This is a genomic window from Sphingomonas sp. DC4900, assembly GCF_049896485.1.
Lineage (GTDB): Bacteria > Pseudomonadota > Alphaproteobacteria > Sphingomonadales > Sphingomonadaceae > Sphingomonas > Sphingomonas aquatilis.
The window spans coordinates 60,841-74,461 of the sequence record NZ_JAFCUK010000001.1 but is presented as its reverse complement, the minus strand read 5'-3'; the positions used below and the strand labels follow the sequence as shown (position 1 = coordinate 74,461).

The following is a 13,621-nucleotide window of genomic DNA, read 5'->3' as shown; positions in this document are numbered from 1 at the left end:
AGGATCGATTGCATCGCCCGCCGATCGCCTCGATATGCGAGGAACGACAAGGCTTCAAGCGGCAGTGCCGCGGGGCGTGCCAGGGAGGACGGGCGCACAGTGGGTTGGTGGGGACGATTGTTCGGCGAGCGACAGGACCAGGCGCTGCCGCTGTACAATGCGGTGGTGACGCGCGGGCGGGCGGAGCATTGGTATCTGGCCGGCGCCGTGCCCGACACGGTCGATGGCCGGTTCGACATGATCGCCGCGGTGCTGACGATGGTGCTGCTGCGGCTGGAGGCGGAGCCCGCCGCCGCGACGCTGTCGGCGCACCTCACCGAACGCTTCGTCGACGATATGGACGGGCAGCTTCGGCAGATGGGCATGGGCGACCTGGTCGTCGGTAAGCATGTCGGCAAGATGATGAGCATGCTCGGCGGCCGTCTCGGCGCCTATCGCGACGGGCTGGCGGCGGGCGACCTGACGCCGGCGCTGGTCCGCAACCTGTACCGCGGCGAGGCGCCCGCGCCGGAGGCCGTGGCGCATGTGGCGCAGCACCTGACTGCATTCCGCACCGCACTCGACGCGACGCCGCTCGACCGCCTGACCGCCGGAGACCTGCCATGACCCCCGAATTCAGTCGCCCCGAACGCCTCGACGCGATCGGTGCGGGCGATCGTGCCGTCCACATCATCGCTGACGAGGCCGAACGCGCCGCCTTGGCACGGCGCTTCGATCTGATCGCGGTCGAGCGACTCGAGGCGGAACTGACGCTGCGCCGCGAGGCCGCCGGCATCGCCGTGCGCGGTCGGGTGACGGGCGCGGTGTCGCAGGCGTGTTCGGTCACGGGCGTGCCGCTGCCTGCAACGATCGACGAACCGGTCGCGCTGCTGTTCGTCGAGCGTCTCGACGGTCAGGACGAGGTGGAACTCGACGCCGGCGCGCTCGACACGGTGGAGATCGAGGGCGGCGGAATCGACCTCGGCGAGGTTGCCGCCGAAACCCTCGCGCTGTCGCTCGACCCCTTCCCCCGCAGCCCCGACGCCGCCGACGCGCTGAAGGCCGCGGGTGTCATCAGCGAGGAAGAGGCTGGGCCCTTCGGCGCGCTGAAGGATCTGAAGGCGAAGCTGGCGGGGGGGTGACGAATGGTCGCCGCCGTTCAATCCGAAAGGGCGGCAATCGAACTGAGGTTGGCTCGTCCGTTACTGGGGGCTAGCTGACCTTCGGCTTGATAGCCAAGACTTCGAACCTCGCGACCCGCGTCGAACCCATCGCTTTGGCTAATTCGCGGTCTTGAAAGCCCGGTTGGGCACCCAGCCATTCCACGAAGCCCTCTCGCCCGGTCGCTTCGAGTGGAAAGACGGCGGCAGGGTCTGGGGCATTTGAGAACAACAGAAACACGACGTCTGCGCCCCAAGGGCCGCTATCGTCTGTCGCGACTACAACCCGACGTAGGTCGCGAAGGGGCAGCTTTCGTTCAGCGCCCTGACCATCGCTGGTCACGATGTCGCCATCCGAAAAGCTGACATTCCAGCGCGTCAGCGGCGAGGTGTTCACGAGCTTTTTGCGCAACCAGCCAAGCATGATCCTCAAGATGCAACCTCAAAGGTACGTCCCCAATTGGCGTAAGCCGCCGATCTGCCTACCCCCGTACCCGCTCGATCAGTGCCTTCGCCCCGTGCGGCGCGCGCACTTTTGCGCCGTTGATGAAGAAGACGAACGTGTCGCGCTGGGCCTTCGCGGGCGTGTCGGGGGTGACGTAGGGCAGGCCCTCGGGGCGGCCGCCGGCTTGCCAGTCGCGAGCCGCTTTCGCCCAGCGGTCGAGCGCAGCATCGCTGTAGCCCGCCGGCTCCGCCTCCACCGCGTTTTCCAGCCGGGCGTAGACGAAGTCGGCGGTGACGTCGGCGATCGCGGGATAGTCGGCCGAATCGGCGTAGACGATCGCGACGTTGGCTGCGCGCGCCATGGCGATGAAGGCGGGGTCGGCGAAGCTGTCGTGGCGGACCTGGATGGCGTGGCGGAGGGGGATGCCGTTGTGCTTGGCCGGCAAGAGCTTGAGGAAGGCACCCATGTCGTCGGCGTCGAATTTTTTCGTCGCCATGAACTGCCACAGGATCGGGCCGAGCTTGTCGCCCAGCTCCGTGATGCCCTGTCCGACGAAGCGTTCGATCGATTCGCCGGCGTCGGCCAGCACCTTGCGGTTGGTGCAGTAGCGCGACGCCTTCAGTGTGAAGACGAAGCCGTCGGGCACTGCCGCCGCCCAATTGGCGAAGCTCGCGGGCTTGAAGCTCGAATAATAGGTGCCGTTGATCTCGATCGCGGTCATCTGCGATGCGGCATATTCCAGCTCGCGCTTCTGCGGCCATTTCTCGGGATAGAAAGTCCCGCGCCACGGCTCGTAGGTCCAGCCGCCGATCCCGATTCGTATCGTCATGGGCGGGAGCATAACGGCGCGTGCGACCGGGGGACATGCCTTGCGGCGAGGCAGATTTTTCGCGCAGAGACGCGGAGAGCGCAGAGAGGTTGGGCCGGTGGCGTCGGTCACTCCTTACAATGAGCCCCAGCGGAGAAGGGCGCTGTCGCGCATGAGGCGTCTTTGCGTCCTCCGCGCCGGTGCGCGCACTCAGTCGAAGCGATAGGGGACGATCCCGCGCCGGTCGGGATCGATCAGCAGGTCGCGGCCCACCGGCGGGAAGGCGCGCTGGTCGCAGTCGCGGCGGGGGCAGATGCGGCAGGAGGGGCCGATCCGCGTCGCGCTGTCCGCACCGGCGACGTCGAGTCCGTCGGCATAGACGAAGGCGGCGGCATGCTCGACCTCGCAGCCAAGCACCACGGCATAGCGGCGGGGGGAGCGGCGGTAGCTCGCGGTGGCCTTCACCAGCCCCTTCGCCATCGAAACGTAGCGCACGCCGTCGGGCATTTCGGCGACCTGGACGAGGATGCGGTCGCTGATCGCCACCGCCTCGTGCGCGACCCACAGAGGGCAGGCACCGCCATATTGCGCGAATTGCAGCCGCGTCGCCGAATGTCGCTTGGTGATGTTGCCCGCCATGTCGATCCGGCAGAAGAAGAAGGGGATGCCGGGTGCGCCGGGGCGGCGCAGTGTCGAGAGGCGGTGGCACACCTGTTCGAAGCTGACCCCGAAGCGCTGGCGCAGCGCGTCGACGTCGTGGCGCTGCTGCCGCGCGGCGCTGCGGAAGGCGGCATAGGGCATCATCAGCGCGCCCGCGCCGTAATTGGCGAGGCCGACGCGCAGCAGCTCGCGCGCCGCCTCCGACTGCAACGGAGCGTCGGCGACGATCCGCTCGATCAGATCCGCTGCCTCGAGCCGGATCAGCTGGTGCGCCATCTGGAAGGCGCGCGTTTCGATCGGTTGCGCGGCGTCGATGCGCAGCGTCGCGGCGGCGGGATCGTAGCTGCGCAGGGCGTCGCCATCGTCGATCAATCGGATGCCGTGGGCGCGCTCCAGCCGTTCGGCATAGGCGCGCGCGCCGGACAGATCGGCCGCGAGGCTCTCGGCGAAGCGATCGAGCGCGTCGATGTAATTGCCGCTGCCCTGGAACCAGTCGCGCACCTCTTCCCACGGGAGCGGCACGGGCTGGCTGCCGCCGGCATCGACGCGGTCGTCGAGCACGCGCAGCTGCTCCTGCGTGCGCTGGAGCGCGGCGTGCAGCGCCGCCATCCGTCGTGCGAGCAGGGGCTGCTGGCGCACGCCGCGGCGCACCGCATCCTCGTCGAGCTGTGCGGCGGGTACGGACGGGTCGGTCCCGGCCGCCAGCGCGGCGACCAGCGCCGCCGATTCCTCCTCCGGCGCGACGTCGACCCAGTCGAGCGGAAAGGCGCGCGCCAGCGCCGCCAGGACGCCGCCGGTGATCGGCCGGTCACCGCTTTCGATCTGCGAGAGGTAACTGGTCGAAATGCCGAGGCGCTGGCTGAGCGCCGTCTGGCTGAGCGACAGCCGCGCCCGCAGCGTGCGCACCCGATCGCCGGCGAACAGACGGGGACGGGGCGGCTCGACGGTCATCGAACGGACCTAGTTTGCAAACGTGCAAATTGCAATTTTGCAAACCCACAGTTGAAAGCAGCGCCTAGACCGGCAGAAACAGCCGCGCAGGAGTTTGCCCATGTCTTCCACGCTGAACGAACTCGAACGCCGTCGCGCCGCCGCCAGGGCCGGAGGCGGGGAAAAGCGCGTCGCCGCGCAGCACGCCAAGGGCAAGCTGACCGCGCGCGAACGGCTCGACATCCTGCTCGACGAAGGCTCGTTCGAAGAGATCGACATGTACGTCGAGCACAATTGCGTCGATTTCGGCATGGCGGATCAGGTGATCCCCGGCGACGGCGTCGTCACCGGATCAGGCACGATCAACGGCCGGCTGGTCTATGTCTTCAGCCAGGATTTCACCGTCTTCGGCGGATCGCTGTCCGAACGCCACGCGCAGAAGATCTGCAAGGTGATGGACACCGCGATGAAGGTCGGCGCACCCGTCATCGGTCTGAACGATTCGGGCGGCGCGCGCATTCAGGAGGGCGTCGCGAGCCTGGGCGGTTATGCCGAGGTGTTCCAGCGCAACGTGCTGGCATCCGGCGTGGTGCCGCAGCTCAGCCTCATCATGGGCCCGTGCGCGGGCGGCGCGGTCTATTCGCCGGCGATGACCGACTTCATCTTCATGGTGAAGGATTCCTCGTACATGTTCGTCACCGGCCCCGACGTGGTGAAGACGGTAACCAACGAGGTGGTGACGCAGGAGGCGCTGGGCGGTGCCGTGACGCACACCACCAAGACGAGCGTCGCCGACAATGCGTTCGAGAACGATATCGAGGCGCTGCTCGCCGCGCGCGACTTCATCGACTTCCTGCCGCTGTCGAACCGCGAGGCGGTGCCGGAACGCCCGACCGCCGACGCCTGGGACCGACTGGAGCCAAGCCTCGACACGCTGGTGCCGGCCAGCGCCAACCAGCCCTATGACATGCACGAGCTGATCCGGAAGGTGGTCGACGAAGGGGACTTCTTCGCGACGCAGCCGGCGCATGCGGCGAACATCATCACCGGCTTCGGCCGGATCGAGGGCAAGACCGTCGGCATCGTCGCCAACCAGCCGATGGTGCTGGCGGGCGTGCTCGACATCAACAGCTCGAAGAAGGCGGCGCGATTCGTGCGCTTCTGCGATGCGTTCGAGATTCCGATTCTGACGTTCGTCGACGTCCCCGGCTTCCTGCCCGGCACCGCGCAGGAGCATAACGGCATCATCAAGCACGGCGCCAAGCTGCTGTTCGCCTATGCCGAGGCGACCGTGCCGAAGATCACCGTCATCACGCGCAAGGCCTATGGCGGCGCCTATGACGTGATGGCGTCGAAGCACCTGCGCGGCGATTTGAACTACGCCTGGCCGACCGCCGAGATCGCGGTGATGGGCGCGAAGGGGGCGGTGGAGATCATCTTCCGCGGAAAGACGCCCGAGGAAATCGCCGAGCGGACGGCGGAATATGAGGCGCGCTTCGCCAACCCCTTCGTCGCGGCGAGCAAGGGCTTTATCGACGAGGTGATTCAGCCGCACTCGACGCGGCGGCGCATCGCGCTCGGTTTGCGGAAGCTACGCGGCAAGAGCCTCGAGAATCCGTGGAAGAAGCATGACAATATTCCGCTCTAAAAAGGTGGCGGATGCGATCCGTCCGGTCGTGCTGTGGATCGAAAACAAGCACGCCGAGCCCATGCGGCTGATGCTCGAACCCTGGCTCAACATCTTCGATATCGAACCCGGGAAGTTCGCTAAAGTGGTTGCGCTGGTCGAAAACAGCTTAGACGATATGCAAATCGAGTATCACGCCGACGCGTTTGTCTCCGTCTGGTGCCCGCCAAATACTGTCGTGAGCTTGGAAGATAAGCGATGACCCTCGGCCGCCTCAACCACGTCGGTATCGCGACACCGTCGATCGCGCAGTCGATCGAGACCTATCGCACCCTACTCGGCGCGGCGGTGGTCGGCGAACCCTTCGACCTGCCCGCGCAGGGGGTGAAGGTGTGCTTCATCGACACGCCCAACACGCAGATCGAGCTGATCGAGCCCTATGACGACAGTTCGCCTATCGCCGGCTTCCTGAAGAAGAATCCGGCGGGCGGGCAGCATCACGTCTGTTTCGAAGTGCCCGACATTCACGCCGCCGTTGCAGACCTGAAGGCCAAGGGCGCAACCGTGCTCGGCGAACCCCGCATCGGTGCGCACGGAACACCGATCGTCTTCGTACATCCCAAGAACATGGGCGGCGTGCTCGTCGAACTGATGGAGACGCCGCATGGCGATCATTGAGACCAACACCGGCGAGGACAGCGGCGCCGCCCCCAAGGCGCAGCCCACACCCGAACCGACGCCGCGCCCGACGCTCGCCGACTGGCAGGTCGCCGCCGCGAAGGAGGTGAAGGGCAAGGACCTCATTTGGCCGACGCCCGAAGGCATCGCGGTCAAGCCGCTCTATACGGCTGAGGATGTCACCGCCGATCCCGGCCTGCCCGGCTTCGCGCCGTTCACGCGCGGCGTGCGCGCGTCGATGTATGCGGGCCGGCCGTGGACGATCCGCCAGTACGCCGGCTTCTCGACCGCCGAGGAATCGAACGCCTTCTACCGGCGCAATCTCGCCGCCGGGCAGAAGGGGCTTAGCGTCGCCTTCGACCTCGCCACCCACCGCGGCTATGATAGCGACCATCCGCGCGTCACCGGCGATGTCGGCAAGGCGGGCGTCGCGATCGACAGCGTCGAGGACATGAAGATCCTGTTCGACGGCATCCCGCTCGATCAGATGAGCGTCAGCATGACGATGAACGGCGCGGTGATCCCGATCCTCGCCTTCTTCATCGTCGCAGGCGAAGAGCAGGGCGTCGACCGCAAGCTGCTCGACGGGACCATCCAGAACGACATCCTCAAGGAGTTCATGGTCCGCAACACCTACATCTACCCGCCCGAACCAAGCATGCGGATCATCTCGGATATCTTCGGCTACACCAGCCGCGAGATGCCCAAGTTTAACAGCATCTCGATTTCGGGCTATCACATGCAGGAGGCGGGGGCGACGCAGCTCCACGAGCTCGCCTTCACCATCGCCGACGGCATGGAATATGTGAAATACGGCGTGGCATCCGGCCTCGACATCGACAAGTTCGCCGGCCGCCTGAGCTTCTTCTTCGCGATCGGCATGAACTTCTTCATGGAGATCGCCAAGCTGCGCGCCGCGCGCGTGCTGTGGCATCGCGCGATGACGCAGCTGGGCGCGAAGGACGAACGCAGCAAGATGCTGCGCACCCACTGCCAGACCAGCGGTGTCTCGCTGACCGAGCAGGACCCGTACAACAACGTCATGCGCACGACGATCGAGGCGATGGCGGCGATGCTGGGCGGCACCCAATCGCTGCACACCAACGCGCTCGACGAAGCCATTGCGCTGCCGACCGATTTCTCCGCCCGCATCGCACGCAATACGCAGATCGTGATCCAGGAAGAGACGGGGATGACCAAGGTCGTCGACCCGCTCGGCGGCTCCTATTACGTCGAGAGCCTGACGCAGAGCCTGGTCGACGGTGCATGGGAGATCATCGAGCGCGTGCAGGCCGAAGGCGGCATGGCCAAGGCGGTCGCGGCGGGCTGGCCCAAGGCGATGATCGAGGAAGCCTCCGCCGCCCGCGCCGCGCGCGTCGACCGGGGCGAGGACGTGATCGTCGGCGTCAACAAATACCGCAAGGCCGACGAGGATCCGATCGACATCCTCGACGTCGATAACATCGCGGTGCGTGAGGCACAGATTCGCCGCATCGAACGGGTCAAGGCGACCCGCGACGAGGCGGCGTGCCGCGCGGCACTCGATGCGCTGCGTGAGGGCGCGCGCGGTAAGGACAATCTGCTCGCGCTCGCCGTGGACGCGGCCCGCGCGCGGGCGACGCTCGGCGAAATTTCCTCTGCGATGGAGGATGTGTTCGGCCGCTTCGGCACGCAGCCGACGCCGGTGAAGGGCATCTATGGCGGGGCCTATACCGACGACATGCGCTGGGATCGGCTTGCCGAGGGCGTCGCCGCCACCGGGCGGCGGCTGGGGCGCAAACCGCGCATGCTCGTCGCGAAGATGGGGCAGGACGGGCACGATCGCGGGGCCAATCTGGTCAGCAGCATGTTCGGCGATCTGGGGTTCGAGGTCGTCCCCGGCCCGCTGTTCCAGACGCCGAAGGAAGCCGCGGTGCTAGCACTGGAGGAGGACGTCGACGTCGTCGGCGCCTCCAGCCTCGCCGCCGGGCACAAGACGCTGATCCCCGAACTGATCGGCCACCTGCGCGACGCGGGCCGCGCCGACATCAAGGTGATCGCCGGCGGGGTGATCCCGGCGCAGGATTATCAGGCGCTGCGCGACGCGGGCGTACAGGCGATCTTCGGCCCCGGCACCAACCTCATCAAGGCGGCCGAAGAGGTGCTGCGCCTGCTCGGCCACAATATGCCGCCGCAGGAGGATGCCGCGTGAGCAGTCTGCTACAGCCGCGGTCGAGTAGAGTTGAGGACGATGACGTGAGTGCAGCCATGAGCCCGGTACGCAACGACTGGACGCGCGAGGAGATCGCCGCGCTGTTCGACCTGCCGTTCGACGAATTGATGTGGCGGGCGCAGACCGTCCACCGCGCGCATCACGCGGCGGGGCAGGTGCAGCTGTCGACGCTGCTGTCGATCAAGACCGGCGGCTGTCCGGAGGATTGCGGCTATTGCTCGCAGTCGGTCAGCGCCGACAGCGGGGTCAAGGCGACGAAGCTGATGGACGTGCGCGCCGTGCTGCAGGCGGCGGCGCAGGCCAAGGACAATGGCTCGACCCGCTTCTGCATGGGCGCGGCGTGGCGCAACCCCAAGGACCGCGACATGGGCGCGATCGTCGCGATGGTCGAGGGCGTGCGCGGCATGGGCATGGAAACGTGCATGACCTTGGGGATGCTGGAGCCGCACCAGGCCAAGCAACTCGCCGACGCGGGCCTCGATTACTACAACCACAATATCGACACTTCGCCCGAACGCTATGGCGACGTCATCACCACGCGCAGCTTCCAGGAGCGGCTCGACACGCTTGATGCGGTGCGGAGCGCGGGGATCAACGTGTGCTGTGGCGGCATCGTCGGCATGGGCGAGACGCGCGAGGATCGCGTCGGCTTCATCCATGCACTCGCCACCCTGCCCGAGCATCCCGGCAGCGTGCCGGTCAATGCGCTGGTGCCGGTGAAGGGTACGGTGCTGGGCGACATGCTCGCCGACACGCCGCTCGCCAAGATCGACGAGATCGAATTCGTCCGCACCGTCGCCGTCGCGCGCATCACCATGCCCGAGAGCATGGTCCGCTTGTCGGCGGGGCGCGAAAGCATGTCGGATTCGGCGCAGGCTTTGTGCTTCATGGCGGGGGCCAATTCGATCTTCACCGGCGACAAGCTGCTCACCGCGGGCAACGCCGGCGACGACAAGGATGCCGCGCTGTTCGCGAAGCTGGGCGTGACGCCGATGGCGGCGGAGCCCAGTGCGCGTCACCCCGGTCTTGAGCCGGGGTCCCGCGCCTGCGGTTCCGTGGAAAGAAGCGGGACCCCGGGTCAAGCCCGGGGTGACGCGGTGTTGGCCGAGGCGGCGGAGTGAAAGGTCTGGTCCGCTTCGCGGCGATTGTCTTTACGATCGTCTCGACGTCGTTCTGGTTGCTCGCAACGAGCATCACTCTCGATGGCGGCGCGATCGTGACGGTCCAGTTAGCCAGGTCGGCGAGCTACGTCACGACGTACCTTTTTTACGCGGTGCCAACGCTGCTCTACGCCGTGCTGTGCACCCTGTTCTGCCACTGGTTTGCCCGTCACGTCGTAAAGCAGGTCGGAAAATAGACAGCCATTCCCCTTCCGCTTGCGGAAGGGGTTGGGGGAGGGCCCGTCCTCCCCATCATCAAAACGATGCCCGCGCGCGGACAGGCCCTCCCCCGGCCCCTCCCGCGAGCGGGAGGGGAGAAGAGGATGTTCAAGAAAATCCTGGTCGCCAATCGCGGTGAGATCGCCTGCCGCGTGTTCCGCACCGCGAAGCGCATGGGGATCAAGACGGTCGCGGTTTATTCCGATGCCGACGCGCGCTCCCCCCACGTGCTGATGGCGGACGAGGCGGTGCGCCTGGGGCCGGCACCTGCCGCGGAAAGCTATCTCAAGGCCGAGCTGATCCTGCTCGCCGCCAAGGAGACGGGCGCGGACTGTATCCACCCCGGCTATGGCTTCCTGTCCGAACGCGAAAGCTTCGCCAAGGCGTGCGCCGAGGCGGGCATCGCCTTCGTCGGGCCGCCGCCGAACGCGATCGCGGCGATGGGCGACAAGATCGAATCGAAGAAGCTGGCCAAGGAAGCGGGCGTCAACGTCGTCCCCGGCTTCCTTGGCGAGATCGCCGACACCGACGAGGCGGTGCGGATCGCGACCGACATCGGTTATCCGGTGATGATGAAGGCGTCCGCCGGCGGCGGCGGCAAGGGCATGCGCCTCGCCTACAGCGAACAGGACGTGCGCGAAGGGTTCGAGGCGACCAAGCGCGAGGGCCTCGCCAGCTTCGGCGACGATCGCGTCTTCATCGAGAAGTTCATCGAATCGCCGCGCCACATCGAAATTCAGGTGCTTGGCGACCAGCATGGCAACATCCTGTACCTCAACGAGCGCGAATGCTCGGTGCAGCGCCGCCATCAGAAGGTGGTCGAGGAAGCGCCCTCGCCCTTCGTGACACCGGCGATGCGCAAGGCGATGGGCGAACAGGCGGTCGCGCTGGCCCGCGCGGTGGGTTATTACAGTGCGGGTACGGTCGAGCTGATCGTCTCGGGCGCGGATACGAGCGGCGAGAGCTTCTACTTCCTCGAGATGAACACGCGGCTGCAGGTGGAGCATCCGGTGACCGAGGAGATCACCGGCCTCGACCTCGTCGAACAGATGATCCGCGTGGCGGCGGGGGAGCCGCTGTCGATCACCCAGGATCAGGTCGGCATCAACGGCTGGTCGGTCGAAAACCGCGTCTATGCCGAGGACCCGTATCGCGGCTTCCTGCCCAGCATCGGGCGGCTGGTGCGGTACAATCCGCCCGAATCCACGCCGTCGTCGACGCAAGCTGACGAACCCCGCATCCGTGTCGACGACGGCGTCGCCGAGGGCGGCGAGGTCAGCATGTTCTACGATCCAATGATCGCCAAGCTCGTCACCTGGGCGCCGACGCGCGAGGCGGCGATTGACGCGCAGATCGCCGCGCTGGACGCGTTCGAGATCGAGGGGCCGGGCACCAACATCGACTTCCTGTCGGCGCTGATGCAGCACCCGCGCTTCCGGTCGGGCAATATCACCACGGGGTTCATCGCCGAGGAATATCGCGATGGCTTCCACGGCGCCCCCGCCGACGCCGAGCTGAAGCGCCATCTCGCCGCCATCGCCGCCTTCGCCGCGACCGCGCAGGCCGACCGCGCGCGCCGCATCGACGGCCAGCTCGGCAGCCGCCTGCAGCCGCCGCATGCCTGGGCTGCGCGGATCGATGGCGAGGATCATGCCGTGGCGGTCTCGACCGACGGCATCACCGTCGACGGCGACGCGCTCGATATCGCGTTGGAATATACCCCCGGTGACCGGATGGTGGAGGCTGAGATCGGCCGAGAAAACGGGGAGGATGCGCAGCTTACCGTCCGCATCCTGCCGATCCGCAGCGGCTTCCGCCTGACCACGCGCGGCGCGAGCCACGACGTCCGCGTCCTGCCCGCGCACGCCGCGCCGTACGCGCAGCATATGATCGAGAAGGTGCCGCCCGACCTATCGCGCTTCCTGATCGCGCCGATGCCGGGCCTTCTCGTCCGCCTCGACGTCGGCGCGGGCGATGCGGTGGAGGCGGGCCAGCCGCTCGCCGTGGTCGAAGCGATGAAGATGGAGAATATCCTGCGCGCCCAGAAGGCGGGCCGGGTGAAGGCGGTCTCCGCCGCTGCGGGCGACAGCCTGGCGGTCGACCAGATCATCCTCGAAATGGAATGAGCCACCGCCGCCGGGCGTGCGCGCCCGGCGGTCAGGGGGCGTGTGGCTGCCCGATCGCGCGCGCATATACGGCGAGCAACGCGACCGCGGCGACCGCCAGCCACACGCCCGCCGTTCCCACCACGCCATAAACGGCGGCCCCGCCGCACGCGCCCGCAACCAGCCCCATCCACAGCAAAGCATAGGGCAGCCACGCCCAGCGCGGCCCGCTGCCCATCAGCGCCGCCGTCAGCCGTTGCACGCATTTCACCAGCGTCCCGGTCATATAGGTGACGCCGATGCTCACCTCGCCATCGCGCTGAAAGATGGTGTTCGCCGCGCCCATCGCCGCCGCCATCATCAGGCTGGTCGCCATCGCGGGCCATCGTCCATCGCTCGCCGCGGCCAGCGCCAGCAGCGCGCCCATCAGCAGCAGTGAGACGGGCAGGCGCCCACCCCCGTGGCGCACCGACAGCCATGTCCCGCCCGCCACGCCGGCCGCAAAGCCCGCGATCAACGTGCCCGCCACATATGCGACATGCGCATCCGTCACCGCACCGACCGCGAACCGCGTCGAATTGCCGCTCATGAACGACACGAAGAACCCGCCCAGCCGCAGAAACCCGATCGCATCGACATAACCCGCCGTCGCCGAAAGACCGGCGGCGAGAAACCAGAAGCGGCAGTCGTAGCGTGTCATCGGCCGGGAGTGTTGGGGGAGAGCGGGCGGGGACTCAAGGGACGTGGGAGGGATGGGGCATCGTTTGCATCGACGATTGCAGCTTTCCGGCGGCCGAAGACGAGCGAACTCAGCCCCGACAGGCCGGTGGTGCAGACCGCGCCGCAGAGCATGACCCCGCCAAAGCCCTGCACCAGTGCCCCGCGGGCGCCGGGCTCGACCCGCGGCGCGCGTTCGGCCAGGCTGGTGCGATATGGTCAGCATCACGGCCTTCGGAGCACCACCGATATGCGAATCCTGAACATCCTCGTCCGCCGCTACCTTTCGCTCGACGAGATCGATGCGGCCGTCAGCTTCTATGAAGCCTTGATCGGGCAGAAGCGGCGTCTGGCGTTCGACTACCCGGAACATGACCTGAAGCTGGCACAGGTCGCCTCGATCCTGTTCATCGCCGGCACCGACGCAAGCCTGGCGCCGTTCCGTGCCACCGAAGCGACCTTCATGGTCGAGGATCTCGACGCGTTCGCCGCGCATCTCCCGACGACCGGCAGCACGATCCTGGAAGCGGCAAAGTCGGTTCCGACCGGGCGCAACATGCTGGTGCGTCACCCCGATGGCATGCTGGTCGAATATGTCGAACACACGACCAAACATCCTGCCGACGTCATGGCCCCCTTCGACTGACGCTACGGCCGACGAACCGAATGACTGACGAGGTCAGGATTGCCCGATGAGCGCGAATCATGCCTGCCGGGGCCACCGGCGACACTTCAAGACCGGATCGCGGCAATCGAGGCACATCCGCGGTCAGGGGGTAGAACGCTTGGTGCCATGAAGACTCAGCGCGCCGGTCACTGGACCGCGTCGCCTTCCTCCATGCTACTGCATTACCGAGCGGCAAGCCGGGGAAGCCGAAAAACGGCCCCGAAGGACCGTCGTAACCACATGACACTATAGGA

The 13,621-nt window shown here is 66.9% G+C and carries 14 protein-coding genes; 10 read left to right on the top strand and 4 right to left on the bottom strand.

The features are described from left to right. Positions 1 to 99: 99 nt before the first annotated feature. Complete coding sequence (locus tag ACP690_RS00375; RefSeq protein ID WP_226341879.1) at positions 100 to 606, top strand: ubiquinol-cytochrome C chaperone family protein; 507 nt, start codon at positions 100 to 102, stop codon at positions 604 to 606. Further along, positions 603 to 1,121 (top strand): YceD family protein, encoded by a 519-nt coding sequence (locus tag ACP690_RS00370; protein WP_426259804.1) that lies wholly within the window; start codon positions 603 to 605, stop codon positions 1,119 to 1,121. The genes ACP690_RS00375 and ACP690_RS00370 overlap by 4 nt, the downstream gene beginning before the upstream one ends. Positions 1,122 to 1,191: 70 nt before the next feature. On the opposite strand, the gene ACP690_RS00365 is transcribed toward ACP690_RS00370, so the two are convergent. From ACP690_RS00365 to ACP690_RS00355, 3 genes are all read right to left on the bottom strand, one after another. Beyond that, positions 1,192 to 1,563 carry a hypothetical protein gene (locus ACP690_RS00365; protein ID WP_426259803.1) on the bottom strand — a complete coding sequence of 124 codons (372 nt, stop codon included), beginning with the start codon at positions 1,561 to 1,563 and terminating at the stop codon, positions 1,192 to 1,194. 58 nt (positions 1,564 to 1,621) lie between these two features. Beyond that, positions 1,622 to 2,425: a DUF72 domain-containing protein gene (locus ACP690_RS00360; protein ID WP_426259802.1), complete on the bottom strand. Its 804-nt coding sequence runs from the start codon at positions 2,423 to 2,425 to the stop codon at positions 1,622 to 1,624. Between the two features lie 177 nt (positions 2,426 to 2,602). Continuing rightward, complete coding sequence (locus tag ACP690_RS00355) at positions 2,603 to 4,003, bottom strand: helix-turn-helix domain-containing protein (RefSeq protein ID WP_426259801.1); 1,401 nt, start codon at positions 4,001 to 4,003, stop codon at positions 2,603 to 2,605. A 100-nt stretch (positions 4,004 to 4,103) separates the two neighbouring features. Here ACP690_RS00355 and ACP690_RS00350 point away from each other — a divergent pair, with 100 nt between their 5' ends. The 7 genes from ACP690_RS00350 (at position 4,104) to ACP690_RS00320 (ending at position 12,004) form a co-directional block, all read left to right on the top strand. Further along, entirely contained in the window at positions 4,104 to 5,630 is a 1,527-nt protein-coding gene (locus ACP690_RS00350) for an acyl-CoA carboxylase subunit beta (protein WP_426259800.1), read from the top strand. Beyond that, positions 5,611 to 5,871, top strand: a complete 261-nt coding sequence (locus ACP690_RS00345; protein ID WP_244057320.1) for a hypothetical protein — start codon at positions 5,611 to 5,613, stop codon at positions 5,869 to 5,871. The genes ACP690_RS00350 and ACP690_RS00345 overlap by 20 nt, the downstream gene beginning before the upstream one ends. Continuing rightward, entirely contained in the window at positions 5,868 to 6,287 is a 420-nt protein-coding gene (mce, locus tag ACP690_RS00340) for a methylmalonyl-CoA epimerase (protein WP_017980613.1), read from the top strand. The genes ACP690_RS00345 and mce overlap by 4 nt, the downstream gene beginning before the upstream one ends. After that, positions 6,274 to 8,478 (top strand): methylmalonyl-CoA mutase, encoded by a 2,205-nt coding sequence (gene scpA, locus ACP690_RS00335; protein ID WP_426259799.1) that lies wholly within the window; start codon positions 6,274 to 6,276, stop codon positions 8,476 to 8,478. The genes mce and scpA overlap by 14 nt, the downstream gene beginning before the upstream one ends. A gap of 56 nt (positions 8,479 to 8,534) precedes the next feature. Then, positions 8,535 to 9,620, top strand: coding sequence for a biotin synthase BioB (gene bioB / locus ACP690_RS00330; protein ID WP_426259798.1), 1,086 nt, complete (start codon positions 8,535 to 8,537; stop codon positions 9,618 to 9,620). Further along, positions 9,617 to 9,856, top strand: a complete 240-nt coding sequence (locus ACP690_RS00325) for a hypothetical protein (protein ID WP_017980617.1) — start codon at positions 9,617 to 9,619, stop codon at positions 9,854 to 9,856. Before bioB ends, ACP690_RS00325 begins: the two co-directional genes overlap by 4 nt. A 126-nt stretch (positions 9,857 to 9,982) precedes the next feature. Next, complete coding sequence (locus ACP690_RS00320; protein WP_426259797.1) at positions 9,983 to 12,004, top strand: biotin carboxylase N-terminal domain-containing protein; 2,022 nt, start codon at positions 9,983 to 9,985, stop codon at positions 12,002 to 12,004. A 31-nt stretch (positions 12,005 to 12,035) separates the two neighbouring features. On the opposite strand, the gene ACP690_RS00315 is transcribed toward ACP690_RS00320, so the two are convergent. Then, entirely contained in the window at positions 12,036 to 12,683 is a 648-nt protein-coding gene (locus ACP690_RS00315) for a YoaK family protein (RefSeq protein WP_426259796.1), read from the bottom strand. Between the two features lie 267 nt (positions 12,684 to 12,950). Between ACP690_RS00315 and ACP690_RS00310 the strand changes: the two genes are divergently transcribed. Further along, positions 12,951 to 13,346: a VOC family protein gene (locus tag ACP690_RS00310; RefSeq protein WP_426259795.1), complete on the top strand. Its 396-nt coding sequence runs from the start codon at positions 12,951 to 12,953 to the stop codon at positions 13,344 to 13,346. Positions 13,347 to 13,621 lie beyond the last annotated feature (275 nt).

Coding starts and splice junctions, on each gene's coding strand:
- ACP690_RS00355 (WP_426259801.1), bottom strand. CDS start 4,003: ATGACCGTCGAGCCGCCCCGTCCCCGTCTGTTCGCCGGCGATCGGGTG.
- ACP690_RS00370 (WP_426259804.1), top strand. CDS start 603: ATGACCCCCGAATTCAGTCGCCCCGAACGCCTCGACGCGATCGGTGCG.
- ACP690_RS00365 (WP_426259803.1), bottom strand. CDS start 1,563: ATGCTTGGCTGGTTGCGCAAAAAGCTCGTGAACACCTCGCCGCTGACG.
- ACP690_RS00310 (WP_426259795.1), top strand. CDS start 12,951: ATGCGAATCCTGAACATCCTCGTCCGCCGCTACCTTTCGCTCGACGAG.
- scpA (WP_426259799.1), top strand. CDS start 6,274: ATGGCGATCATTGAGACCAACACCGGCGAGGACAGCGGCGCCGCCCCC.
- mce (WP_017980613.1), top strand. CDS start 5,868: ATGACCCTCGGCCGCCTCAACCACGTCGGTATCGCGACACCGTCGATC.
- ACP690_RS00320 (WP_426259797.1), top strand. CDS start 9,983: ATGTTCAAGAAAATCCTGGTCGCCAATCGCGGTGAGATCGCCTGCCGC.
- ACP690_RS00360 (WP_426259802.1), bottom strand. CDS start 2,425: ATGCTCCCGCCCATGACGATACGAATCGGGATCGGCGGCTGGACCTAC.
- bioB (WP_426259798.1), top strand. CDS start 8,535: ATGAGCCCGGTACGCAACGACTGGACGCGCGAGGAGATCGCCGCGCTG.
- ACP690_RS00315 (WP_426259796.1), bottom strand. CDS start 12,683: ATGACACGCTACGACTGCCGCTTCTGGTTTCTCGCCGCCGGTCTTTCG.
- ACP690_RS00350 (WP_426259800.1), top strand. CDS start 4,104: ATGTCTTCCACGCTGAACGAACTCGAACGCCGTCGCGCCGCCGCCAGG.
- ACP690_RS00345 (WP_244057320.1), top strand. CDS start 5,611: ATGACAATATTCCGCTCTAAAAAGGTGGCGGATGCGATCCGTCCGGTC.